At 68.0% G+C, this 23,337-nt stretch carries 25 protein-coding genes; 12 read left to right on the forward strand and 13 right to left on the reverse strand.

Annotated elements, in window-relative coordinates; all coding sequences use genetic code 11:
- Window positions 1-110: 110 nt before the first annotated feature.
- Window positions 111-1,187, reverse strand: coding sequence for a hypothetical protein (locus ACQEVZ_RS30115; protein ID WP_433372673.1), 1,077 nt, complete (start codon window positions 1,185-1,187; stop codon window positions 111-113).
- 70 nt (window positions 1,188-1,257) lie between these two features.
- Window positions 1,258-2,601, reverse strand: coding sequence for a hypothetical protein (locus ACQEVZ_RS30120; protein WP_433372676.1), 1,344 nt, complete (start codon window positions 2,599-2,601; stop codon window positions 1,258-1,260).
- Window positions 2,602-2,919: 318 nt separating this feature from the next.
- Here ACQEVZ_RS30120 and ACQEVZ_RS30125 point away from each other — a divergent pair, with 318 nt between their 5' ends.
- On the forward strand, window positions 2,920-4,143 hold the full coding sequence (locus ACQEVZ_RS30125; protein WP_433372679.1) for a hypothetical protein: 1,224 nt from the start codon (window positions 2,920-2,922) through the stop codon (window positions 4,141-4,143).
- Window positions 4,144-4,677: 534 nt separating this feature from the next.
- Here ACQEVZ_RS30125 and ACQEVZ_RS30130 read toward each other — a convergent pair.
- The 4 genes from ACQEVZ_RS30130 to ACQEVZ_RS30145 all read right to left on the reverse strand — a co-directional run bounded on the left by ACQEVZ_RS30130 (window position 4,678) and on the right by ACQEVZ_RS30145 (window position 6,436).
- A complete protein-coding gene (locus ACQEVZ_RS30130) occupies window positions 4,678-5,391 on the reverse strand; it encodes a DUF2637 domain-containing protein (protein ID WP_433372682.1) in 714 nt (237 codons plus the stop codon).
- Window positions 5,388-5,777 (reverse strand): hypothetical protein, encoded by a 390-nt coding sequence (locus tag ACQEVZ_RS30135; RefSeq protein WP_433372685.1) that lies wholly within the window; start codon window positions 5,775-5,777, stop codon window positions 5,388-5,390. The genes ACQEVZ_RS30130 and ACQEVZ_RS30135 overlap by 4 nt, the downstream gene beginning before the upstream one ends.
- Window positions 5,774-6,028 (reverse strand): hypothetical protein, encoded by a 255-nt coding sequence (locus ACQEVZ_RS30140; protein WP_433372688.1) that lies wholly within the window; start codon window positions 6,026-6,028, stop codon window positions 5,774-5,776. Before ACQEVZ_RS30140 ends, ACQEVZ_RS30135 begins: the two co-directional genes overlap by 4 nt.
- A gap of 114 nt (window positions 6,029-6,142) precedes the next feature.
- Window positions 6,143-6,436, reverse strand: a complete 294-nt coding sequence (locus ACQEVZ_RS30145; protein WP_433372690.1) for a hypothetical protein — start codon at window positions 6,434-6,436, stop codon at window positions 6,143-6,145.
- On the opposite strand from ACQEVZ_RS30145, the gene ACQEVZ_RS30150 reads away from it, so the two are divergent.
- From ACQEVZ_RS30150 to ACQEVZ_RS30170, 5 genes are all read left to right on the forward strand, one after another.
- Window positions 6,420-6,632, forward strand: coding sequence for a hypothetical protein (locus ACQEVZ_RS30150; RefSeq protein WP_433372693.1), 213 nt, complete (start codon window positions 6,420-6,422; stop codon window positions 6,630-6,632). The two genes, ACQEVZ_RS30145 and ACQEVZ_RS30150, sit on opposite strands and share 17 nt — an antisense overlap.
- A gap of 558 nt (window positions 6,633-7,190) precedes the next feature.
- Window positions 7,191-8,519 (forward strand): IS701 family transposase, encoded by a 1,329-nt coding sequence (locus ACQEVZ_RS30155; protein ID WP_433372696.1) that lies wholly within the window; start codon window positions 7,191-7,193, stop codon window positions 8,517-8,519.
- 90 nt (window positions 8,520-8,609) lie between these two features.
- Entirely contained in the window at window positions 8,610-8,957 is a 348-nt protein-coding gene (locus ACQEVZ_RS30160; protein ID WP_433372699.1) for a hypothetical protein, read from the forward strand.
- A gap of 697 nt (window positions 8,958-9,654) precedes the next feature.
- On the forward strand, window positions 9,655-9,957 hold the full coding sequence (locus ACQEVZ_RS30165) for a hypothetical protein (RefSeq protein WP_433372702.1): 303 nt from the start codon (window positions 9,655-9,657) through the stop codon (window positions 9,955-9,957).
- 175 nt (window positions 9,958-10,132) lie between these two features.
- Window positions 10,133-10,987: a methionyl-tRNA formyltransferase gene (locus ACQEVZ_RS30170; RefSeq protein ID WP_433372705.1), complete on the forward strand. Its 855-nt coding sequence runs from the start codon at window positions 10,133-10,135 to the stop codon at window positions 10,985-10,987.
- Here ACQEVZ_RS30170 and ACQEVZ_RS30175 read toward each other — a convergent pair.
- The gene (locus ACQEVZ_RS30175) at window positions 10,974-13,355 is read right to left on the reverse strand and encodes an ATP-binding protein (protein WP_433372708.1); all 2,382 of its coding nucleotides are present in this window, start codon (window positions 13,353-13,355) and stop codon (window positions 10,974-10,976) included. The genes ACQEVZ_RS30170 and ACQEVZ_RS30175 overlap by 14 nt on opposite strands.
- Window positions 13,356-13,385: 30 nt before the next feature.
- Window positions 13,386-13,955, reverse strand: a complete 570-nt coding sequence (locus tag ACQEVZ_RS30180; RefSeq protein ID WP_433372711.1) for a DUF6879 family protein — start codon at window positions 13,953-13,955, stop codon at window positions 13,386-13,388.
- Between the two features lie 27 nt (window positions 13,956-13,982).
- On the opposite strand from ACQEVZ_RS30180, the gene ACQEVZ_RS30185 reads away from it, so the two are divergent.
- Window positions 13,983-14,390 carry a hypothetical protein gene (locus ACQEVZ_RS30185; RefSeq protein ID WP_433372714.1) on the forward strand — a complete coding sequence of 136 codons (408 nt, stop codon included), beginning with the start codon at window positions 13,983-13,985 and terminating at the stop codon, window positions 14,388-14,390.
- 270 nt (window positions 14,391-14,660) lie between these two features.
- On the opposite strand, the gene ACQEVZ_RS30190 is transcribed toward ACQEVZ_RS30185, so the two are convergent.
- Together ACQEVZ_RS30190 and ACQEVZ_RS30195 are read right to left on the reverse strand one after the other, a co-directional pair.
- On the reverse strand, window positions 14,661-14,921 hold the full coding sequence (locus ACQEVZ_RS30190; protein ID WP_433372717.1) for a DUF6933 domain-containing protein: 261 nt from the start codon (window positions 14,919-14,921) through the stop codon (window positions 14,661-14,663).
- Between the two features lie 285 nt (window positions 14,922-15,206).
- Complete coding sequence (locus ACQEVZ_RS30195) at window positions 15,207-15,335, reverse strand: hypothetical protein (protein WP_433372720.1); 129 nt, start codon at window positions 15,333-15,335, stop codon at window positions 15,207-15,209.
- Window positions 15,336-15,366: 31 nt separating this feature from the next.
- Here ACQEVZ_RS30195 and ACQEVZ_RS30200 point away from each other — a divergent pair, with 31 nt between their 5' ends.
- The 4 genes from ACQEVZ_RS30200 to ACQEVZ_RS30215 all read left to right on the forward strand — a co-directional run bounded on the left by ACQEVZ_RS30200 (window position 15,367) and on the right by ACQEVZ_RS30215 (window position 18,348).
- A complete protein-coding gene (locus tag ACQEVZ_RS30200; RefSeq protein WP_433372723.1) occupies window positions 15,367-15,609 on the forward strand; it encodes a hypothetical protein in 243 nt (80 codons plus the stop codon).
- On the forward strand, window positions 15,606-15,917 hold the full coding sequence (locus ACQEVZ_RS30205; protein WP_433377079.1) for a type II toxin-antitoxin system PemK/MazF family toxin: 312 nt from the start codon (window positions 15,606-15,608) through the stop codon (window positions 15,915-15,917). The genes ACQEVZ_RS30200 and ACQEVZ_RS30205 overlap by 4 nt, the downstream gene beginning before the upstream one ends.
- A 111-nt stretch (window positions 15,918-16,028) precedes the next feature.
- Window positions 16,029-17,378, forward strand: a complete 1,350-nt coding sequence (locus ACQEVZ_RS30210; protein WP_433372726.1) for a helicase-associated domain-containing protein — start codon at window positions 16,029-16,031, stop codon at window positions 17,376-17,378.
- Window positions 17,379-17,409: 31 nt separating this feature from the next.
- A complete protein-coding gene (locus ACQEVZ_RS30215) occupies window positions 17,410-18,348 on the forward strand; it encodes an IS1096 element passenger TnpR family protein (protein ID WP_433372728.1) in 939 nt (312 codons plus the stop codon).
- A gap of 26 nt (window positions 18,349-18,374) precedes the next feature.
- On the opposite strand, the gene ACQEVZ_RS30220 is transcribed toward ACQEVZ_RS30215, so the two are convergent.
- From ACQEVZ_RS30220 to ACQEVZ_RS30230, 3 genes are all read right to left on the reverse strand, one after another.
- A complete protein-coding gene (locus ACQEVZ_RS30220) occupies window positions 18,375-18,851 on the reverse strand; it encodes a DUF6933 domain-containing protein (protein ID WP_433372731.1) in 477 nt (158 codons plus the stop codon).
- Window positions 18,852-19,232: 381 nt separating this feature from the next.
- Window positions 19,233-20,387 (reverse strand): hypothetical protein, encoded by a 1,155-nt coding sequence (locus ACQEVZ_RS30225; protein WP_433372734.1) that lies wholly within the window; start codon window positions 20,385-20,387, stop codon window positions 19,233-19,235.
- Entirely contained in the window at window positions 20,384-20,695 is a 312-nt protein-coding gene (locus ACQEVZ_RS30230; RefSeq protein ID WP_433372737.1) for a calcium-binding protein, read from the reverse strand. The genes ACQEVZ_RS30225 and ACQEVZ_RS30230 overlap by 4 nt, the downstream gene beginning before the upstream one ends.
- A 30-nt stretch (window positions 20,696-20,725) precedes the next feature.
- Here ACQEVZ_RS30230 and ACQEVZ_RS30235 point away from each other — a divergent pair, with 30 nt between their 5' ends.
- Window positions 20,726-23,164 carry a TOTE conflict system archaeo-eukaryotic primase domain-containing protein gene (locus ACQEVZ_RS30235; RefSeq protein ID WP_433372740.1) on the forward strand — a complete coding sequence of 813 codons (2,439 nt, stop codon included), beginning with the start codon at window positions 20,726-20,728 and terminating at the stop codon, window positions 23,162-23,164.
- The last annotated feature ends 173 nt before the right edge of the window (window positions 23,165-23,337 follow it).

Consider the following 23,337-nt stretch of genomic DNA (forward strand, 5'->3'; position numbering starts at 1 on the left):
GTCCCGAGACAACGTCATGGACCGATCGTGGCATCGCGCTCGGCGGGTTGGGGGCGGGCATCTCGGGGCTGTTTGGCGCGCTTCCACGTCAGCCCGGCCGCGTGGCGGGGTCATTGCGCCGGCTTGGGGATGCCGTCATCGATCCGCATCATCAGCAGCTCCACGGATCGCTTGTCGAATGCGGGCGGGCTGGTGAAGCGGACGACCTTGCCCGTGGCTGGCCAGATCTGCGTCAGGGCCTGCTCGATCTGCGGGTGGGGATCTGTCAGCTCGATGTAGGCGTCGTAGAAGCTGATGAAGACCTGGAAGACGAGCCGGTACACGACGAAAGTCGCCAGGAAGGCGTTGGGTTCGTCGGGGCGGGACTCCTCGCCCTCGGGGCGGAACCGTAGCGGCTTGGTGGCGGCGTGGAGGCAGTTGTAGTCGTCCATGTGCCTGCCTACCCAGACCGTGACGGCCGGGGAGGGCTGCTGGTGGATGAGGAGGTCTTGGCCGAAGCCGCGCGGCACCACTCGTGTCCGCCGTATCGCGTCGAGCACCAGCGCGGTCTTCAGTGCCCACGACGCGAGCCGCCGCTGATCGTGCCGGTCGAGTTCCGCTCGTCCATCGAACATCGGAAGCATGATCTTCTGGACGTCGCTCTCCAGGGCACTGCCCCAGCCGTTGTTGCAGTCGGGGCACAGTACGCGCGGGCGTGGCCCGGTTGGAGAGGTTTCGTGGCCGCGCTGCTCTGGGAAGCGGGCGCCCCGGGCGACGAGGAGCTTCGAGATCCACTCAGACCAAAGATGCTCCTCGGTGAGGGGACGGTCGTGCGATTGGCAGAGGAGGCAGTCGGTCGGACCGGCGGGCAGGTGCACCTGGAGGACAGGGGACTCGTGCTCGGTGGGGCGGAGAAGTACCTCTATCAGCCCTGGAGGTAGGTGTACCTCGCCTCGTAATAGGCGGACGCGGGCCGCGTGAGCGCACGGCTGATGGGCTATGCCCGCGAGATAGAGCGGCTCCTGCGGGATGGTCTCGTCGGAGCCGCCGATCTGGCCGGCTGCGATCGGCATCGCGGCGGTCCACGCGCCGGACCGGGTACTTACGATCATGGCCCATGCGTCGCGCTGCTGCTTGACGGTCTGCTCGCATCCGAGGCAGGCCGAGCGTTTCCAGGAGCTCAGGTTGGTTATCGCGGCGGCGAGCACGACGCCAATTGTCTCGTCGCCGCACCGCCCCGCGCACGCGGATATCCGTCGATGCTAGAGGCGCTGCGGTCTACGGCCCGGCCCACGGGACGGGAGCTGGGTCACCCAACCATCCATGCGGCGGAATCGGGCTCAGGTACCCGCCCCGGTAGCCGATCGCGTGCAGTACGAGGAGGCAGATGTACTCGCGGCTCAGCTGCCACGCCTCCACCACCAAAGACTCCCGCGTGTATATGCGGTCGTACGGGTCCTTTGGATGGATCAGGCGATTCCGCACCCAGGTTGCCGCCTCAGGACCGTCGTTTCCTTTCTCCTGCGCGAGCTGGTAAAGCGCGGGCAGCCGCTTTTGGTCCAGATCGAGCGGGATCTGGGCACGGGTCAGGAGTTCGCGAAGCCGCCGTGCGGTCGGCCAGACCTTCGAGTCTTCGAAGTCTTTCTTGGCGATCACGCCACCGAGCACGAAGGTCTCCCAGCTCAAGTTCTCGATCGCTGGGAAGGCCGCGAAGATTCGGTTCTCGACGAAGCCCAGGTTGGAGGTCTGTGTCGCGAACTGGAACTGGAAGCGGGTGGTGTTGTGGGCGTTGCCGCCGTGTAGCTTGGCGACACTCGCCTTGAGGAACGCCTCGACGTCCGCGAAGACGAGTGGGCTGATGATCGGTGAGCCGGTCTTCTCGTATGGCGCGCAGATCGGGGTCACCCACCACCGCCATACTTCGGCGTCGGCCGTGTCGAAGCCGACGGTGAGCGTCGGCGAGACCCAGCGCCCGGCGGCGAACGAGAAGGACAGGCGCAACGCGTCGAGCAACAGCCTCGCGCTCTCGGCGTCGAAGGTGGAGCCGTCCGTACGGCGGATCTCCATCACGTGCGTTAGCACGAACCGCGCCAGGCCGGTGTCTTCTTTGAAGAGGGAGCCGTTACCTGGCCGGCCGTCGAGAGTGATGCTCCATTCTTCGATCTCCAAGGCCAGTCGACTGTGAGTCCAGGTTTTGCTGCCGTCGTCGCCGTCGTAGCGGATCGTGGCATTGCCGTTGTAGTCCGGCAGGTTCATCCAGTGCACGAGAGCACGGGTCACCGGCTTGCCGGACTCGAATTCCAAGCTGCCGGAGATCCCGGACACGCGACTGTCTGACGTAGCGCTGACCGTGGCGCGCCCGACCATGCTTCCGGCTGTCAGGTCGAACGTGCCGCCGAGTCGGTCTATCGTCGAGCGGCCCTCGGTGTTGGGCACGGCGACATCCCAGCGGAGATCCGGCGTCGGGTAGGGGACAAGGCGAATCGTCCCCTCCACCGTATCGTCGTACAGTCCGCCGATCGGTCCCGAGTAGAGGTCGATTGCCTCGCCGGGCTGGTTGTACGGGTAGATCGGCTTCAACGGCTCAGCGCCGCGTTCGTCTCCCGGTTCCGCTGTGGACACGTGGCGATGGTCCGCCTGGGATAGCCGGTGCTCAACCTCTTTTCGGTTCCGTCGAGCGTCGATAGGTCCTGCTGGATCGGCTTGATGGGCGATCGGCCGCTTGGCTACTGGATCAGCTTGGCGTCGTCGAGCGCCGCGTGTGTGCTGCAGCCCGCCGCCACATCACGCCACCCTGCCTCCAATGAGCCCAACGATCGCCCGGAAGCCCATCGAGCAGGGGTCGTCATTGCGGCACGACTCATGTCTCGCAGCAGTGCGACTACCGGATCCGAGGCGTTGCGCGGCTGTCTTGTCGTACCAGCACGGCACTATAGACTCATGGCTGACGTACCTGTCCTTTCCGCCGACCGATTCCAGCACTGGGCGGTCGACTTCGTGCGCAATGAGTACGTGGTGGTCACGACGGACGGACAACGTCTCGCCGGAGCACTGCCGACAACAGCTTGGCCCGACAACCAGGTCGCACAGTCGGTCTTCGACTGGGAGCACTGGTGGGTGATCAGCACGACGCGAAGGGGCGACACGCTCATCTCGGAGGCGTACAGCCCTGTCCGCACGGACAAGGGGCGACCGGCCGTCTACCTCGACCAGAATCACTGGAGCAAGCTCGCATGGGCGATGGTCGATCCCAGTAAGGTTGCGAACAGGGATGAACTCGCCGCCGCGATGCGGATCATCGAACTCGCCACCGACGCTGGTATCGTCCTGCCGCTCTCGTCGTCGCACTTCACCGAGACCTACCCGCTCTATGGCGACCGTCGCTACAACTTAGGACTCGCGATGGCCAAGCTGGCCGGTGGATGGGAGCTTCGCTCCCCAATGACAGTCTGGGACAACGAAGTGGCCGTAATGCTGGCAACGCACGAAGACGCCCCGTTGCCGGCATTCTCGCAGCTGCCCGTCGTCACCACCGAGCCACAGGCATTCCTCGCCAACGGGGTGCGAGCATACGAGATCGACAACGACTGGGATCTGTTCCAGCTCGTCCTCTCTGAACCCTCCATCACGTTGTCGTGCCTGATCGACACCACCGCTGAGGCGAAGGGCGACATGTCGGCGTGGGTTCAGCGCAATCAGGAGATCACTGACTACTTCGCCGGACAGCGGCTCTCCGATACAGATCGGCGGAAGCAGGCCGCAGGGTTCTTCTGGACCGACAACATTCAGGTGCTTGCCAGAGCCGCAGCAAGGGCCGGCGTCGACCCGACATCGTTCGCCCGTGATGCCAAGGAGTTGCTCCAGCAGACTGGGACGATGCCATTCGTGTCGAACCTGTCAGCGCTGTTCCGGCTGCGCTACCTCGATCGTCGGAACCGGTGGAAGGGGAACGACCTGATCGACATGATGTACCTGTCGTGCGCAGCAGGTTACTGCGACTACGTAGCTGCTGAGCGCCACACAGGAACGCAACTCCGGCAGATCATGGAGAGTAAAGGCGTAACTCCCAACACCTTCATTACGCTGGCGGATCTTGTGGAGGCCCTCGACCGGGATGGCGTGAAGACAGCAACCGAGAGGGCGTTAGACGATAACAGTCGGTGAGCGGGCTCAAGCGACCGTACCCGCACGGTCCGCGCACCCAGCACCCGGACTTCGAGTAGGCGTCATGAGGCATACCCACACCTCAGGCGCCAGCCGTGGTGGTCGACGCCGTCGGTCGGCGCGCGGCATGGCGCTATCGGCGTACCGGCGTCAGCGACCAGGTGCGGACGCCTGGGACAAGGGGCCGGTCGGGTCACGACCGCACACCCACCGATCGACGCCACGGCACTCCGCGTCGTGGTTTCGGCCGTACCATCGAGTCTCCGAAACACCCTCCAAGATCAGGTGTAGCCGCGATCCGGGCGCGTGCGTCACCCTCCATCGGGTCAACGCGAGGATGCCCCGGCCGTTGGGCCGGGGCATCCTCGATCGTCTACTCGAACGCGAAACTGGCTTCCACGATCAGTGATCGACCAGTCGCGTTCCGGTCTTGCAGTTCTGTGACGTGCCCCCGGCAGGATTCGAACCTGCGCTCCCTACGGGACCGGGGGCCGCTCGCCACCATTCTGTGCTCGCTGAACCTCCAACCGTTTGTCAGAGCGTGACGGCGGATTCGGGGTCTGAGCCGGTAGCGGATGCGTTGGACGTCAGTAGGCGACGGACATGTCTCTCGGATACGCCCGCCTCTCTGGCGATGTCCGCGGGGCGTGCGTCCGGACGTTCTGCCTGCATTTTTGCCACAACGTCCGCCGTCGGACCCGAACCGCGACGACGGCGAATGCCGTGTGACGCATCAGCAGACGATCCGTCCTGGGCGAGCGGGTCCGGCCCGTCGGCGGGATCGGACGCTGGCTCGGCAGGGGCCGCGAACGATTCTTTCAGGGCAACGGATGCAGGGTCGTCGGCCCGGTCGTCCGTGTCGCCGTCGTGCGTAGCCGGGTTGGATGGTTTGGCACGCGAGAGCATCTCAACCACGAGCAGCATCGCCACGGCGGGCCACGCCGCGACGATGCGCGCGCCCACGGTGGGCTGGGCCGCGGCGATGTTCGCAGCGACGCTGGCCGCCACACCGGCCATGAACGCGATCCGCGCTGACCAGCGGACACGGTGCCCGTTGTGTTTGTCCTCGACCATCGCGGCGGACGCCACGATGAGCATCCCGTCGACGGAGAGCGGCAGGACGTAGGCGACCTCTGGACGTTCGCCGTACCGTAGCGCGACGTGGACCATGTGACTCCAGGAGGACCATGCCGCGATCGTCGCGACGGCCGCCGTGCTGACGTTCCGGGCGAGACGGGTTGGTGTCATTGGTCCACCTCGACCCGTAGCCGCCGCCGGATGGTCCGGACCTCCTCGACGTCCACCGCCGGACGTTCGCCGATGGTCAACCGAGTCTGGACGTCGGTCCATCGCAGCCACCGCCGGACCACGTCCGCCGGGTCCAGCCCGGTGGCGGCGGCGATGTCCGCCAGGTCCGCCCCGGCGCGCAGCGCGGCGTGGATGGACATCGGCTGCCACCGGCTCCACCACGACACGACCGCCGCGGCGAGCGCCAGCTCCGCGAGGACGTCGCGCCGGCTCGGCGTCGCCGGACGTCCGATCGCGTGGTCGTGCAGTTCGAGCAGCACCTGGAACGGGTTGACCTTCTCGGCGTCAACGAACCGGATCGGCGGCCGGCCGCGCTCGTCTGTCATCGCCGCCTCCCGTCGGGGAGGAAGGCGTCGAGCATCGAGACGGCCCGCACGAAGGTCTGATACGCCTCCGGCTCCGTGACCATGCTGTCGGTCAGCGAGTCATGCAGGTGGGCGACGAGTTCCACCACGAACCGCATCCGGACCGCCTTCGGCGCGGGCAGCGTCAGCCCCACCCGAAGGGCTTCGGAGAACGGATCATGCTGGCCGAGTCGAGCAAGGACAACTTCGACGCGACTCATCGGTTCGGTCATCGGGCCTCACCGCGCCCGCGTGACCTGCGAAGAACCAGCGGCAGCGGGTCACCGACCACCACGTGAGCCGGGTTCGCATGGTGATGCCTCCGGCCCACTCGTTGACCTGCGGCTTTACACTGCAGGTCTGTCCGCCGTGGACGGTGGTTGCTCGCCGTGCGCTTCTTCCTGCTCCTGCTTTTCCGCGGCCCGTTCGGGCGCGGCGCGGAGGCTTGACCTGCGTTCGCGGGCCGTTCCGGAGTGCCGAGGGTAGTCGGATTGGGCGCCATGGTCGCCGTACTTGTTGCGCCACTTCTTGATCTGTTCCCGGACGGCACGCGCCGCGGTGAGCACGAGTTCGGCGGTGGCCGCGGCGGCTCGGCGCTGCGATTCGGGCAGGACGCTGGTGTAGGTGTCGGCGGTCAGCACGATGCTGGTGTGGGCCGAGCTGGTTCTGGACGGTCTTGATTTCGGCGCCGGCCTGGTGGGCGAGGGGCGCGGCGCCGTGGTGGAGGTCGTGAGTCGGATCGGCGGCAGTTCGGCGAGGTTGCAGAACGCGACCAACGCCGCGCTGCCGCAGCCGACGAAGCGGCAGCGCGAAACATGCCCATCTCAAGCCCCGTGATCCAGGCAACGCCACAGTCTACGACCGCAACGGTTGCTCGGATGCTCACCAACCTGGACGGACGCACACGGACAGAGAAAGAAAGCCCCCGAGGTGCCACCTCGAGGGCTTTCTACGCAGCGTTGACAGTGCCTGGACCAGTGCGGATGCACCGGGATGATCATCGACTCAGCATGGACAATTGCTCCATAACTCTCTGAAATATCTAAATATTCAAAACTAGGACTTTAATCCGCAGGTTCAAAGTGCGAGTGGCGGCGGCCCTGCGGGCGCAACTGCGGTGATTCTAATGGGCGGACGCGTTGCCGCTGGTCTACATGCAAGTGTTGGTCGGCACCCGCCCGCTGCCAGCGCTCGTTCATGCCGTCGTAGTCGCCGGATCTGAACGGCGGCGCTGTTGCTCATCGTGGTGGATTTCAACACATGGACGCGGCAGAGCGCCCATCGAGCACCTAGTACGGCAGCCGCCGTTTGAGATGTTGCTGGTGGGGCGGGGTGGACAGAGCGCGGCCACCGCGTGATCGTCTGTGCGTTGTGGACACAACTTCAGATCTTGCGGTGGCCGCTGGTCACAGCGTAAATCCGGCTGCTTGGCGGCAGGTTCTTGGTGGGGTGCTTGACTCGTTCGCGGGACGGTTCGGTCGGGTGGAACCGCGCAGGACAGCGGCGGCGTTCGTGACCGGGCTGCTGTCGGACGTGGAGTCCAAGACGTGCTGGCAGTTGGCTGAGCAGGCCGGGCATGCGCGGCCGGATGCGATGCAGCGGTTGCTCTACCGCGCGGTGTGGGATGCCGATAAGGTGCGCGACGACTTGCGGTCGTTGATTGTGCAGCGGCTCGGTGACCGGGACGCGGTCCTGGTTGTGGACGAGACCGGAGACTTGAAGAAGGGCACCTGCACGGTCGGTGTGCAGCGGCAGTACACCGGCACCGCGGGCCGGATCGAGAACGCGCAGGTCGGGGTGTTCCTGGCCTACGCGTCCCGGCACGGGCACACCCTGGCTGACCGGCGGATCTACCTGCCGGCGTCGTGGACCGACGACGCGGACCGCTGCCGTGACGCCGGCGTGCCGGGTGACGTCGGGTTCGCGACCCGGTCCGAACTCGCTGCCGACATGGTCACCGCCGCGGTCGAGGCGGACGTTCCCGCCCGGTGGGTTGCCGCGGACGAGGCTTACGGCAATACCGCCGCGTTCCGTGCCCGGCTGCGTGAGCTGGGTCTGGGCTACGTCCTGACGGTCTCCTGCAACCACCGCGTCCCGGTCGACGGCGGCAAGGCCCGCCTACGCGCCGACCGGATCGCGGCCGGGCTGCCGAACTCGGCGTGGCAACGCCGGTCAGCCGGTGCGGGATCGAAAGGGCCCTGCTACTACGACTGGGCCTGGCTCGGCGACGTCAACACCAACGCCGACCCTGCCGGCAACGGCCACCACAGCCTGCTGATCCGCCGCAACGCCAGCACCGGCGAGCTGGCCTTCTACCGCTGCTGGACACCCAGGCCGGTCAGCCTCGCCCGCCTAGTCATGGTCGCCGGTATCCGCTGGAGCGTCGAGGAGTCCTTCCAGGCCGGCAAGAGCCAGGTCGGGCTGGACCAGCACCAGGTCCGCCGCTGGAAATCCTGGCACCGGTTCACCACCCTGGCCATGGCCGCACTCGCTGTCCTGGCCATCTGCGCCGCCGACGCCACCACCGGTGCTCCAGCCGCCCCTGCCGCCGATCTGATCGACCTCACCGTCAACGAGATCCGCCGCCCGCTCAACACCCTGCTCATCCAGCCCGCCCGCGACCTTGCCCATGGTCTGCGCTGGTCGCAATGGCGACGTCGACACCAAGCCCGAGCCCGGCACGCCCATTACGCACGACGGCTCAGCCTCGAAGCTCAGTCATGATCACGAATGGCGGACCTGTGCAAGTCCGGCCGATCGCACCGCGCAGCGGATGCCGATCGAGCGCGCCGCTTCCCGGCTTAAGATTGCCGCATGCAACCGGTCATTGACGTCACAATGGGCGCCGCGGGTCCACCGCACGAGGTGGTGCTGAAGCTCCAAGGCGGTGACGACTGGGAGCTGAACGTCTGGGCAACCTTCGAGGATCTGGCCAAGCTCCGCGGCGTTCGAGCCGCCGCGTGGGACCAGCGTAGGTCGATCGCGGCTGGAACAAGCGCAGGTGGCAAGGTCTTCTGGACTGCTCCAGCCGAGGGGGCAGACCCCGAGACCGCGACGGTGCTGATCGGACACGACGACGAAGCGTGGGACATTGCCTTCCTGATACCCGTGACCCTGGTCGAGAAGGTCGGCACTCTGGCAAGCGCACGACAACTGGACTAGCCAGGCGAGGTCCAGTGGCAGGCTCCTGTGACCTGATCACGAAGTGCGGCTGCCGTACCTAGCCGAGTGGGTTCGGATACGGAAAGGCTCCCGCTGGGCATAGGCCCAGCTCGGAGCCTTGATCGTTGGTACGCCGCGCAGGACTTGAACCTACAGCCCGCAGACTAAGATTCTGCTCGCCTGGAGTGATGAGGGGTATGTCGGCAATGCATGCGCAATCTTTCCATGGTTGCGCCGAATCACATTACGCAAGCCAGCCAAACTACGCATTCTCGCCGATCACACGGTTGCCGTTTACGTGGGCGAAGTTCGACGCCGCTGCCGCGAATCGGCAGCGCACAGCCCTGTGGACCTATCGTGAAGGCCAATTAGGAAACCGTTGCTCTATCCCCTGAGCTACGAGGGCGCGGAGGACAGTGTACCGACGCCCACGTTGACCTGCGTCGGCATATCCCGCCCCGGCGTGACCTGGGGTTCGTTCGGGCTGGTGGGAGCGGGGGCCGATCACACAATCGACGTTGCGATGGGCGGAGTCCGTCCGGTATGCCCGGTTGGTTCGCCGTGGCCCTGGGTGGTTCGCTTCGTCGAGCACTCGTCGAGCCAGTGCGGCAGTCGGAGGCGTGATACCACCGAATGATCTGGCTTGCGGATACTTGGTTCGCCGAGCATCTCGCGTCGCTGAGGAGGAGGGCCATTCGTGACCGCGGCTTCAAACTGGCGGGACGTCAAGGCACAGGCTCGCGCTGCCGACCCGACCTGGGACAGCGCCGAGCGGGTAGCTCGGCGCCAGCGGATGCGAGAGCAGCTGCTGGCCTCGATCGGCAGCGCTCAGTTCCACGACTGGGACGACATCCGCGCGGAGCTCGACGACGGCGACAGTGACGCGCTGCACGCGGAACGGGTCCGGACCGAGGCGTGGGTCAGCGACTTCGACCTCGCTGAGGAACGCGTCGGATGGGGGCCTGCTCACCGCGCCTCGAACGGTCCGCACCTGCCGTGACCACGAAGACAATCTGGTGCGCGATGTGGCGTCCCAAGTCGGGGCCCTGCTGATCGTCTCTGAGACGCGGAGCACGTGAAGGCGGCAAGGTTCGGCGGCGTATGGGTGGGCCGCAGCGGGGTGCCCGCGCAGGTCATCCCCTGGCGTGTCGTGCCGTCTCAAGTACCATCCGAACGTGACGTCCCCGATGCGCATTGCGATCGCGACGTTTGGTGTTGACGAGTTCGCCGTTCTGCATGCGACGTGTGCGGCAGCCGGCCACATTCCCGTCGTGTATGTGTACTGCCGTTCGATGAAGCCGAACTCCGACGTTGACGCTCAGGCTGCCGTATCGATCGGCAGGATCGCGGAGGCGTTGCCCCTCGGCATGGATCTCCTGCTCCCCGGCAACGCGATGGGGCTGGCGGATGCGCTTGCCGGATACCGCCTGGATCTGCTGGTGGTGTACGGCTTCAACTGGAAGCTTCCCCCCGCCGTGCTCGACACGCCCCGATTCGGCGTACTCAACATTCACACGTCGCTACTGCCGAAGTACCGGGGCCCGGCGCCGGTATTGTGGGCGATCTGCAACGGCGACCCGGAGACCGGGCTGACGATCCACCGCATGGACGCACGATTCGACGCCGGTCCGATCCTGGCTCAGCGCGGTGGCATTCCGCTCGACGAGGACGTCACGCCGCGTGCCTTGTGGTCGCGCCTGCGTCCCGTCCTCGCCGACCTGCTCACCGGCGCCCTGGTCCAGGTGGCACAGGAGATTCCCGGAACGACGCAGGATGACGTCGATGCGTCCCCGGCCGGTTTCATCGAGCCGGAGTTCTCGGTCGTGGACTGGTCGCGACCAGCTCGCGAGGTGCACAACCAGGTGCGGATGTTCGCGTTCATGGGTCGTGACCACGCACCCGTCGCCCGGGTCGGCGACAGCCACCTGCGGGTGTTCCGTACACGGTTGGAACCGGCGGAAGGGCTGCGGGTTGAGTGCGTGGATGCCCCGATCTGGATCGTGGACTCGGCGCCGGCTATGCCTCGTTGAGGCGCTGGCGGAGTGCGGCTGCCCGGGGATCGTCGAAGTCCGCGAGCAGATCGAGGGCTTGGTCCCGACACAGCCGAGCATCCTGCGATGAGCCCGTCTGATCCGCGACGTCGGCGAGGTGCTGCAGTGTCCGGGCGAGACTCCACCGGTCGTCCAGATCGCGATGGGTATTGACGGCCGCGCGGTGGAAGTCGACGGCGTCCTCGGCCCGGCCCATGTCCTGGTACGCCTGGCCGGCGCCGTCGAGGGCGAATGCTTCCCGGCTGCGGTCGCCGAGCCGCCGCTGGATGGAGGCGGCCCGCTGGAAGGACACCAACGCCTCGGCGGGTTGCCCGGCGGCACGCTGCACCTGGCCGAGCTCGACCAACCAGTGCGCCTCCCACACCTGGTTCTCGTTCTCCTCGGCGACGGTCAACGCCTGGTCGATGCAGCTGCGTGCTTCGACGATCTCGCCGAGCTCCCGGTGCGCCCAGCTCAGGTGGAACAGTGCGTTGCCCTCGCCGGCCCGGTCTGCGACCTCACGAAAGACCGTGAGCGTCTCGCGCAGCACTTCGACCGCTACCTGCGGCTCCTGCACCTCGCACAGGGCCTCGGAGAGGTTGCTGCGCATGAGCGCTTCCCAGCGGCGCTCGCCGAGTTCACGGAAGATGATGCTGGCCCGCTCGAAGCACGATGTGGCATCGTCGAACTGGCGACGACGCAGGCCGATCAGCCCCAACGTGTTGAGGGAGACGGCTTCCCCGAACCGATTGCCGAGTCCCTGCCGGATGATGAGGGCCGCTCGGTGGTTGGCCTTGGCTTCGTCGAGACGGCGGGACTGGAAGTACGCCCTGCCAAGGCTCTCCAGCGCTTCGGCCTGACCGCCGCGGTCGTCGTCCTGTTCGGCAGCGGCGACGCCGATCCTGCTGGTGGTGAACCAGTCCTCGAAGGCGTTCTGGTGCATGTAGATGCCGCGCAGGACGACGGCCAGCCGCCAAGCGATCCCGTGCAGCTTTGCCTCGGCAGCGGCGCGCGTCGCACCGACAAGATTGGCCCTCTCGATCTGGTACCACCGCAACGCAGTCTCGTAGCCGTCGAACACGAGCGGCACCACGTCGTCCGGGATCGGGTCGGTCAGCTCGTACCCGTCGAACTGGGCAATCTGGATCTGGGCGTTGTCGGCGGTGTACAGATACCAGCTGAGGATCCGTCGCGTCACCGCAGCGCGGCTGTCGGCGGGTTCGAGGTGGCGGACCTGGTCGACGGCATAGGCGCGTAGCAGGTCGTGGAACTCGTACCGTCCCGGCGCCGGCTGCTCGAGCAGGTGCGCACCGACCAGGACGTCGAGCTGCCGACGGGCGTCGGGGAGGGTGGTTCCGGCGAGTGCCGCGGCGGCGGGCAGGCCGAACTCGTTGCCGGGATGCAGGCCGAGGAGCCGGAAGAGCCGCGCCGCCGGCTCCGGCAACGCTCGATACGACCAGGCGAACACCGTCCGGACCGCATCCGCGTCTTCGTCGCCCTCGGCAGTGAGGGCGTCCCACAGTGCCGACTCGTCTCGCAGGTCGGCGATCAGTTCGTCGAGACGCATCATCGGACGGCTCGCGGCGCGCTCGGCGGCGATGCGCAGCGCGAGCGGCAGGCGGGCGCAGAGCCTGGCCAGCTCGACCAGTTCGTGGCGCTGGTCATGCCGTCGGTACCGGGCGGTCACGGTTCCCAGTAATGCAACGGCGTCGTCCTCCAGCAGGATGTCCAGGCCGAGCCGGAACGCGCCGTCCCGCGCTACCAGCCCGGACAACCGGCTCCGGCTGGTCACCACCACCAAGGCGTCCGCGGTCCCGGGCAGCAGCGGCCGGACCTGGCCGGCGGTCGCGGCGTTGTCCAGCAGCACCAGCATCTTCCGGCCGGCCAGCAGCGACCGGTACAGCGACGCACGATCATCCAGCTGGGCCGGAATCGCTGTTACGGGAACGCCCAGGTCACGGAGGAAACGGTCGAGGACCTGTTCCGGGGCTACGGGTTGACCGGGGTCGTAGCCGCGAAGATTCACGTACAACTGGCCATCGGGAAAATGGGCGCGGACGCTGTGCGCCCAATGCAACGCCAGCGACGTCTTGCCGACCCCGGCGGTGCCGGTGATGACGGTGACGACGGCAGCCAGGGGCTCGTCGTGATCTTCGGCCACCGCGCCGGTGAGCGTTGCCGGTTCGGCCTGCCGGTTGACGAACCCGCGCACATCACCCGGAAGCTGCGACGGGGTGACCGCGAAGGCGGGTTCGGACCCGTGGAAGTGCACTCCGCCGTGTACATCGCGGGCCTGCACCACGTCGCCTGAACCGGACGCTTCCAGACGGTTGACGTGGTGGGTCGGGTCGGGCTCGTCGACCGGCATCGTCGTTTCCCTCGTCAGAGGCTGCGACGGCTACGGCTGACGGGGCGGCGGAAGTGTGGCGACATGACTGGCGAAGAACGGCTCCAGTGGCTGGCCGATCTCGTACAGGTCCTGGATGAACCGTTGGCAGCGCAGGATGAGGTCGCGGTCGACGAACCGGCGTGCGGACTCCAGCGCTCCGTCGTCGTCGTAGATCGCCTGGTACATCACGGTGGAGCCGAGGGTGTACAACTCCGGCAGCGGGGTGTCGTGCTCGAACTCGGCAACCTGGTCCGGTCCCACGATCCGCACGCTGCCGCCGCACTGGTCCCGGATCCGCAGCGCGTGCAATTCCCATTGCAGATACGGGATGATCGGCTCTTCGACGACCCGGACCCGACGCGCGACGAAGCCGTGTTCCTCGACTCGCCGGTGATAGTCGGCCATGTCGGCGCGGCCGGCTTCGAGGATGCGGAGCGACTCTTTCCAGTCGCCTTTCGCGAATGCTTCCCAGCTGTCGTATCCGGGCTCTTTGAAGAATTGTTGCCGCTCAAGTTTCCAGAAGCCCAGGTCGCCGATCACCCAGAAGTGCTTCTCAAAATCGGCGTAATAGGCGTCCAAGTCCATTGATTCCTGACGGGAGTCGTGGTGATGGACCAAGAGATATTGACCGCAATCGCGGTCGCCTTGGCGACGGGGGCGGCCGAAGGACTCGCGGGTGGAGGCAGGGCGGCGTTCGAGGCGTTGGCACAGTTGGTGCGGCGGGCGTTCCAAGGCCGTGCCTCCGCACATGCCGCACTCGCCGACGCTGAAGCCAATCCGGCGGACGAGACCCGGATCGGGACACTGCAACAGGCGCTGACCGAAGCCGTCGCGGAAGACCCTGCGTTCGAAACGGACCTACAAGCGGTGTGGCGCGACCTTTCGCCGCACCTGACCGCCGGTTACGGCGGCGTGGCCAACAACGTCTCCGGCACCATTGAGGGCAACGTGGTGCAGGCCCGCGACGTTCACGGCGGCATCTCCTTCGGCACCCCTGGCCGAACCGAGTCCTGAGCGGTCCAGGACTCCGGTCGGCCGATCTCAGTGCGGGGTCCGGCTCCGGTTCGCGGGCATGCGCACGACACGGGAACGGCGTACCGCTCACGTTGAGTGCGCTGCGTTCCCACGACGCCACGGCGAGACTGCGGCGGTGGCGTGGGAGATCTCGGGAAGGACGTCATCGTCGGACTTGGCGGTGAAATGGGAGCTGGTGCAGGAAGGCGTTCTTCCGGGTGGTGTGGGTGCGGTACAGCGGGCTGCACGGCGTGGCGGCCAGCCGTGCCTTCAGGTCGTCGAGTTCCGTCCTCTGTCGCGGTCGACGAGGAACGCGAACTCGGTCATGATCCCGACGACGCTGCGGTTGGCGGTCGGGGCAATCCGGCGGGTGCTCATCTGTTCGACCTCGGCGTCGATCATCGCGGCGTCGGCACCGTACGTGGCCATGGTCGCGGCGATACGGTCGACGGCGCGGGACGCAGCGGTGGCGACGGGTGCCAGCGGCAGCAGGACCGGCAGCAGGGTCGGCTCGTTGACCAGCAGCAGCACGTCCGGTCGTCACGCGAGCCGGGTGGCGCACCACTCGCCGAGTGCGGTGGTGTCAGCTGCCAGCGGCCCAGTGCTGGTTGAGCCGTGCGATGGCCTCGTCCTTGGTCATGCGTGCCACGTCTGGTTCGGTGAGGCCGGCCTGGGTGAGGAGCAGGTGCACCACCTCGGCCGGGATCGGTTCGGCTGCGGTGGTGCGGGCTTGCCCTGGGCTGGTTTGACGCCGGCGCGTACGCAGTTCCAGAAGACGTCCTCGGTGACGTCGAGGTGGTCGCGCAGGATGTGGCTTCAGATGCTGGGGCCATAGGTGCTCCGGTCGCGCGGGAACACGCCGGTCAGCACGTTCATCGCCAAGTACGCGATGCGAGAGTGGTAGCGGTCGAGCTTGTACGACGCCTTCCATCTCGAAGTCCGCACTCTACCACCCGATGGTGGTATAACAGGTGGTATGACGCTGGCAATCAAACGGACGCTGTCGATGCGCCCTGAGGTCGACCGGATGTTGACCACGCATGTCGATCGCACACCTGGGGCGACGCTCTCCTCAACGGTCAACGCCGCGCTGGTGGAATACCTCGAGGCGGCCGCCTTGGAGTCCTACCGGCAGTGGGATGCGGACGCGGATCCGGACGAGCGTGGTGCTTTGGATGCGTTTGCGGCCCAGGATGACGAGACGTGGACGGCCGGGTGAGGCGGGGGAGCATCCTGCAGTATGTCGTCGGCAGCCACCGGCTGCGGGTTGTCGTCGTCACCGCGGACCGGTACAACCCCGATCACGGCCTCGTGGCTCCGTTGCGGGAGCGAGCCGCACCGGACCTTGCGCCCGCGTTCCTTGTGCCCCTGGGTCGGCAGGACTGGCCGAGTGCCGCCGTGATCGACCTTTCTCGGGCAAGGTCCCTGGACCCAGCATCGGTCGCCGGAACCGCCGGTCAACTTACCCACACAACCCTCAGCACGTTGGCAACCGCCGTGCGCACCTACTTCGGCGCCGTGGACTGAATGCAGGACGTGGTGGTATCAGCCATCGCCACCGCCGGACGGAACGTTGGCGGGTAGGCGGCCCGGCCCCGAGTGTCGCCGCAGCCGGGCATTCGCCTAGCCTGGTCGGCTATGCACGGCGCGAACGAGGTGGCGGATGTCGTCCAGGCCGCCGACGAGGTAACGGTCCGCTCGACTGGGGCGCAGGCGCTGGCCGATGTGCTGGCGGTGCTGCAGCTGTGCGGCGCGGGCAAGCTGCGCTGCAGCGAGAAGACCCAGCGGCCGTCCGCCGCCACCGTTGCGGGGGTGGCCGAGGTCCTGGCCGGCGGGGACTTCTACCCCACGGAGCCGATCGCGGCGTTCGCCTGGCCGCTGCTGATCCAGGCCGGCGGGCTCGCCGAACTGGCCGGCGGCAGGCTGCAGTTGACCGCGAAGGGTCGCGCCGCGTTGGGCCGGCCGCCGGCCGAGACGATCCGTGCGCTGTGGCGCTCCTGGGTCGGTAAGGCGGTCATCGACGAGCTGAGCCGGGTCGAGCACATCAAGGGCCAGCGCACCGCCAACACGCTGACGTCGGCGAAGACCCGTCGGCAGACGGTTGCCGCGGCGCTGTCCAGTTGCCCGGTCGACGAGTGGGTGGCGATCGACGACCTGTTCGACAGGATGCGACGCGGCGGGCTGTCGCCGACGGTGGCCCGCAGCGACCGGGCGTTATGGCGGTTGTACCTCACCGATCCGCAGTACGGCAGCCTGGGCTACGCCGGGTTCGCGGACTGGCCGATCCTGGAGGGCCGGTACACCCTGGCTGTGCTGTTCGAATACGCCGGCACGCTGGGCATGTTCGACCTGGACTACACCGACCCGGCCGGCGCCCGGGATGACTTCCGCGGCAACTGGGGCACCGACGAACTGGGGTATCTCAGCCGCTACGACGGGCTGCGGGCGGTGCGGCTCAACGCCCTGGGCGCGTACGCCCTGGGCCTGACCGACCGCTACCAGGCGCCTCCGGCGGATGCGGTGGTGGCCGGAGCGTTGAAGGTGCTGCCCAACCTCGACATCGTGGTCACCGGCGAGCTGCCGCCGGCCGACGGGCTGATGCTCAACGCGTATGCGCAACGCACCGCGGACCGGGTCTGGGCACTGCGCGAGGCGACCCTGCTGGCCGCGCTGGACGCCGGCCGCAGTCTCGATCAGCTCCGCGAGTTCCTGGCCGTCCGCGCGACCCACGAGTTGCCCAATTCGGTGACCACCCTGCTGGCCGACGTCGCGGCCCGCGCTGGGCGGCTTCGCAACCTCGGTGTGGTCCGCCTGGTGGAGTGCGCCGACCCGGCGCTCGCCGTCCTGATCGCGCGTGACCGGCGGCTGCGTGGCCTGTGCCAGCCGGTCGGTGACCAGCACCTGGCCGTGGCTGTGGACCGGGAGCCGGAGTTCCGCAAGGCGCTGCGGGCGCTGGGCCATGTTCTGCCGACTGACACGCTGGCCTGACCGCCGCCTGTCCCAAGGAGGACCAGGATCGATGCAGCCCACCCGCGGCCTGACCCGGGGCGCGCCCCGAGCGACGGTGTACCAGATGGCCTACTTCCCGCCCGAGCAGTACGAGGCGGCCTGGACCCAGGGCCTGCTGAACGCCACGAGTCACCGTGACCACGGCGACTACCGCCGGGAAACCCAGCAGACCATGCAAGCCATGGCCGAGCGGGCCGCCGCCCCGATCCAGATCGTCCGGCTGGACGTGCCCGACCTGCTCGCCTACGCGCAGCGCACCGGCACGGACCCGGCGCGCCGCCCCACCCGCCTGGCCTACGCCGGGTGGCTGCACAAAACCGGCCACACCGGCGACCTCTGGCCGCCCGAGCGCAACTCGCCGTGCTGGTGCGGCTCCGCCGCCAAGTACAAGAAGTGCTGCGGCAACCCGGCCTTCCTCGCCATCGAGCCACCCGACCCGGCCTCGCTCGTGCTGCGCATCGAACTCAACGGTGTCACCCCACCCGTGTGGCGGCGGGTGGCCATACCGTCGAACACGACGCTGGACCTGGTGCACCGGATGATCCAGGACGCGATGGGCTGGTCCGACGAGCACATGTACGTGTTCGAGACCGACGAGCACACCATCATCGACCCCCGCTCCGACTCCGGTGAGGCTCCCGCCGACGGTGAACGCCTGGTGTCCATCGCCACCGAGGCGGGCGCCACGTTCACCTACGTGTACGACTTCGGCGACGAGTGGACGCACACCGTCACCGTCGAGGAGATCCGCCCCGGCGGCCCCCACAACACGTTCACCGTCCTGGACGGCGGCGGCGCCTGCCCACCCGAGGACATCGGCGGCGCAGCCGCATACCAGCACCTGCTGGCCGCGTTTGCCGACTCGTCCAGGCCGGACCACGACGACGCGGTCGAGCTGCTCGGCGAAGACTTCGACCCCACCCGCCACCATGGCGCAACTGCCGGGTAGGGCTGGCGGTGGCTGCCGCCAAGCGTTCATCGAGCCAGGCTGTGCCGGAAGGCGTTCTTCGGGGTGGTGTGGGTGCGGTACAGCGGGCTACACGGCGTGGCGGCCAGCCAGGTCTCCAGGTCGTCGAGTTCTCGTTCTCTGCTGCGGTCGGCGAGGAACGTGAATTCGGTCATGATGCCGACGACGCTGCGGTTGGCGGTCGGGGCGATCCGGCGGGTGCGCATCTGTTCGACCTCGGCGGCGATCATCGCGTAGTCGGCACCGTACGTGGTCATGGTCGCGGCGATGCGGTCGGCGGCGCGGGACACCGCAGTGGCGGCGGGTGCGAGCGGAAGGAGGACCGGCAGCAGGGTCGGCTCGTTGACCAGCAGCAGCACGTCTGGTCGCCACGCGAACCGGGTGGCGTACCACTCGCCGAGTGCGGTGGTGGACTGCTCACCCGCGCGCAGGTCCGGCGTGCCTATCCGGTCGCGGAGCTTCTTGGTCGCACGCAGGATCAGCACCGCAACATCATGTCAGCGCGTAGCCGTGCTCTGCTGAGCAAATCGGCGGCGGGGCCCAACTCCACCGCTGCGTCCGCATCAATCGCGGCCGTTCGACCCATCGCGCCACTGCTCCGCAGCCGTCGGCAGTCGGCAGTCGGCAGTCGGCACGGGCCGCAACGTGGACAGTTCGTAGCAAGGCGCGCCCGCTGGCGGCGGCAGCCTCGCCACGCTCCACGGTGGGATCGTTCGGATCGAAGGTGGCCATCTCCGCCCACTGCGTCGCTGCCTCGTAGCCGTCGATCGGCATAGGGGTGCGAGCTGTATGCGGTTCTGAGGTCATCGGTAGCTTCTCCCAATCAGGTTGAGGCTGCGCTCCTGGACTCCGCGCTCATGTCGTATTCAGCTGGCCGTGCTCACGTACAGGCCGGCGCGTTCCAGGCGGTCCAGCAGGCTCTGCTTGCGGGCGTGTTCCTGGCATAGTTGATGGATCCGCCCGCGGAACGCCTTGCGTCGGCCGTCGCGTTCGCTGAGTGCTTTCAGGTCGGTCAGCAGCGTGACCGCCGTGTCGTACTCCTTCGGCTTCTTGGTCGCGATCAGCTCCGCCACCCGCTGCCACGCCTGCTCCGGGTCTGCGGCCAGGTCATCAAGACGCTGCTCGCGGGCTGCTGCGGCCGCCGCTTCCCGGCGAGCCCGTTCGGCCGCCTCGCGCTCCGCTTTCTGCCGTTGGCGCCCTGCCCATCGGGTCTCCGCGCCGGCGAGCAGTTCGCCCACCGTGCGACCGCCGCCCGCGGCTTCGGTGGCCGCGCCACCGCCGTACCGGCGCAACAACTCGGCTCGAAGATGCGCGCCGTCGCCGCGCAGCAGCCGCACGATGACCTCGTCCTTGTCCGCGGACGGCAGCTGCGGTACCCACTTGGTCAACGCCGCCGCTGAGGGCTTCCGCGTGCTCAGTGAAGTGCTGGCCTGGGCGGCCGTTTCGAGCAGGTCCTTGTCCAAGCGGAGGAACTCGGCGAGGCTGCGCAACGGGCCCGACAGCTCGGCCAGGCCGGGCGGGACCGGCGGCTCCAACGAATCCTCGTCCAGCTCCTGGTTCTGTACGCACAGCAGCCATGCCAGGTAGAGCAGCCGGGTGTCGCCGGCGGCCAGCTCCGCCCGGACGGGGATGATCGACGCGAGGGCGCCCTCGTCCTCCCACCACTCCTCGTCGCCGTCCTCGTCCTCGCTGTGCAGGTCGAGGATGACGTGCTCGCGCGTGCTCATCGAGGAAGCGGCGTGACTCACGCAGTACGTCGCGGCGAGCGCCGGGTCCAGCAGCGATTTCGGCAGTCGCAGCGCGATCCGGCGGGTGCCCCAGTTCGCCAGGTACAGGTGGGCGTCGAAGTACCGCCGCATCCAGTCGCGGGGGTCAGCTTTCAGATCGCCCCACTGGTAGTCGTTGACGAAGCTCGACGCGCTGATCCGGCCGCGGGTCGACACCGCCCGGAGCTCGTTCTGTTCCGCTGCGGTCAGCGGCCGGTCGATCGCCACGAACTCGTAGTACTGGTACTCGCTCACCGGCCGCTCCAGCTCCGGTACGCCGCGATCCACTGCGCGCCGTCCGGCGGCGGGTCCGGCAAGGGAAGGTCCAGGATCGCGATCGCCTGCCGCTCACGACCACGGTGGCAGATCGCCACGATCCGATCATCGACCAGGTCCACACGGCGCACCGCGACCTCGACGCCGAGGACCTGCGTCGTGAACGGCAGCTCGAGGTTGTCCTCGATCATGGTGTACAGACCGGTCAGCTGTTCGTCGTCGTTGTAGCAGTCGACCGTCGCCTCCTCGACCAGCGCGTCGAGCTGTGCCCGGCTCAGCGAACTCACCGCGGCAGCGTAGCCCGCGCCATCAACGGTGTGACTCTCGGCAGCGGCCACGACGACCGGGCCGCGACCGCGTGCGACGATCCTGCCATGGGCGCCGACGTGACGGTGGAGAGCGAGCTTGCCCGGCTGCGTCGTGAGCTGGAGCGATTGCGGGCGGAGAACGTCCGCCTGTCACGTCTGCTGGACCTGCGGGGGCAGGACACCACCCCGCCGCCGGAGCAGCTGTCCGCGGCCGTTGCACCGCCAGGAGTGGTCCACATGGCGTCGCCGGTGGCGGACAAACTGGCCCTGTACGCCGACCGGTTCCGGGCCCGGACCGACGTGTACGCGGTGCGTTGGGAGAACCACCGAACCGGCACGAGCGGGTGGATGCCCGCGGTCGCCGGCGGTTGGCGGAAGGGAGCCGATCGAAGGGCCGCCACGTATCTTCCGCTCAACTCCGAGGTCGTCTCGGCGCACCTGGTGGGTGACGTCTTCATCGGCCTGTACCCGCTGCGAAGCGACAACTCATGTCACTTTCTCGTGGCGGACTTCGACGGTCCGGCCGCGATGCTCGACGCACTCGCGTACACCAAGGCGGCCCGCGCCGGCGGTGTGCCGGCGGCACTGGAGATCTCCCAGTCCGGGCGTGGCGCGCACGTGTGGGTGTTCTTCACCGACACGGTCTCCGCCACCGTGGCCCGCGCCGTCGGCACCGCGCTGATCCATGAGGCAACGGTGCTGCGCGGCACGATGGACCTGCGCTCCTACGATCGGCTGTTCCCGAACCAGGACGTGCTGCCCGACGGTGGCTTCGGCAACCTGATCGCCGCGCCGCTGCAGGGCCGCCGCCGCAGGGACGGGCTGACGGCGTTCCTCGACCTGGCGACGCTGGAGCCGCACGAGGACCAGTGGGCGTACTTGTCGACCCTCGACCGGCTCAGCCCGGGCGACGCGGCCAGGGTCGCCAAACGAGCGAAACAGGCGGTCGTCGGCGCCGACGTCGCCACGCTGAGCCGGTCCGACGCGACGAAGGTGCATCCGCCGCTTCCCGCAGTCCTGCACGCGGAGCTCGGGGCCGGGTTGAGCGTCGATGCGGCCCAGTTGACCCCTGCGGCGTTGTCGACGTTCAAGCACGCGGCGTCCATGGCCAACCCGAAGTTCTATGAGCTCCAGCGCCTGCGCAAATCCACCTGGGACACGCCGCGGTTCGTCCGCGGGTACGACCTCACCATCGACGACCGCTTGGTCCTGCCACGCGGGTTGCGTCACACGGTCGAAGGGATCGTCGAGCGTGCCGGATCGCGGCTGGCCATCGCGGACGTGCGAAACCCCGGCCGCGAGATCGATGTCGCCTGCACGGCCCAGCTCGACACCAAGCAGAGCGCAGCGGTCGGCGCGCTGCTCGCGCATGATGATGGTGTCCTCGTCGCACCGCCAGGGTCGGGCAAGACCGTCATGGCCTGCGCGGTGATCGCCGAGCGGGGAACGGCGACCCTCGTGCTCGTCGACCGAAAGGCACTGGCCGAGCAGTGGCGCACCCGGATCGAGCAGTTCCTGGGCTTCAAGCCAGGGCAGGTCGGTGGCGGCAGGCGCAAACTCAGCGGGGTGGTGGACATCGCCATGCTGCCCTCCCTGGCCAGGCGCGACGACGTCGCCGAACTCACCAACGGCTACGGGCACGTCATCGTCGACGAATGCCACCATCTCGCGGCCGCCGCGTACGACCACTCGGTCAAACGCATCGCCGCGCAGTTCTGGCTCGGCCTCACCGCCACCCCGGCCCGGCGTGACGGACTCGGTGAGCTCGTCCTCTGGCAACTCGGACCAGTCCGGCACACGATCACGCATGACCCGCCCGGCAACGATCAAGGCACACTGCTGGACGCCTGGGAGGCCGACGCGGGACCACGGCGGCTGCTGTACCTGCGCGAGACCGCCTTCGAGTTCCGTTCCGGTGACGCCGAGCCGTCCACTGCGATCGCCGAAGCGCACCGCGCCATCGCCGTCGACCAGGCACGCAACGCCAAAATCGTCGCCGATGTGACCGCCGCCCTGCGACGCGGGCGCAACTGCCTGGTGCTCACCAGGCGAGTCGCACATGTGGAAGCGCTGAACTCCGCGTTCGCTTCGCGCGGCCACCGGGCGTACGTGCTGCAGGGTGGCATGTCGACCAGCGACCGGCGCGCCATCGTGAGCCGGCTCGCCGACGCCAAGGCCGGAGACGGCGTACTGGTCATCGGCACGACGCCGTTCATCGGTGAAGGCTTCGACGCGCCGGCCCTCGACACGCTGTTCCTGGCCGCGCCGGTCTCCTACGACGGGCTGCTCGTCCAGTGCGCCGGCCGGGTGATCCGTGCCGCGCCCGGCAAGGACGTCGCCGAGGTCCATGACTACCACGACCGCGCCGCGCCGATCCTCGCCGCCTCGCTCCAGCGCCGCATGCCCGGGTACCGCGCGCTCGGCTTCACCAGCGCCTGGGCATGTTGATAAAACGACAGCGAGGGCATGTGCCGCGAGACCGCGCCTGCTGCTCGGCGGCCGTGTCCGTCACCCGCCGTCGCGTTCGACGATCATGCGGGTGGGGCGCTGTCGGCGACGATCGCTCGTAGGTCGTCGCACGGGGCGGGGCGCGGTGGCACGCCGGTCCGTCCGGGTGTTGT

The sequence above is a fragment of the Dactylosporangium sp. CA-152071 genome (assembly GCF_050936335.1).
In the GTDB taxonomy this organism is placed as follows: Bacteria; Actinomycetota; Actinomycetes; order Mycobacteriales; family Micromonosporaceae; genus Dactylosporangium; species Dactylosporangium maewongense.

Bases quoted from the DNA above. Each gene is read 5' to 3' on its own strand.
- ACQEVZ_RS30160 (WP_433372699.1), top strand. From the start codon at position 8,610: ATGCAACCGGTCATTGACGTCACAATGGGCGCCGCGGGTCCACCGCAC.
- ACQEVZ_RS30140 (WP_433372688.1), bottom strand. From the start codon at position 6,028: ATGACCGAACCGATGAGTCGCGTCGAAGTTGTCCTTGCTCGACTCGGC.
- ACQEVZ_RS30215 (WP_433372728.1), top strand. From the start codon at position 17,410: ATGCAGCCCACCCGCGGCCTGACCCGGGGCGCGCCCCGAGCGACGGTG.
- ACQEVZ_RS30175 (WP_433372708.1), bottom strand. From the start codon at position 13,355: ATGCCGGTCGACGAGCCCGACCCGACCCACCACGTCAACCGTCTGGAA.
- ACQEVZ_RS30210 (WP_433372726.1), top strand. From the start codon at position 16,029: ATGCACGGCGCGAACGAGGTGGCGGATGTCGTCCAGGCCGCCGACGAG.
- ACQEVZ_RS30125 (WP_433372679.1), top strand. From the start codon at position 2,920: ATGGCTGACGTACCTGTCCTTTCCGCCGACCGATTCCAGCACTGGGCG.
- ACQEVZ_RS30200 (WP_433372723.1), top strand. From the start codon at position 15,367: ATGACGCTGGCAATCAAACGGACGCTGTCGATGCGCCCTGAGGTCGAC.
- ACQEVZ_RS30130 (WP_433372682.1), bottom strand. From the start codon at position 5,391: ATGACACCAACCCGTCTCGCCCGGAACGTCAGCACGGCGGCCGTCGCG.
- ACQEVZ_RS30135 (WP_433372685.1), bottom strand. From the start codon at position 5,777: ATGACAGACGAGCGCGGCCGGCCGCCGATCCGGTTCGTTGACGCCGAG.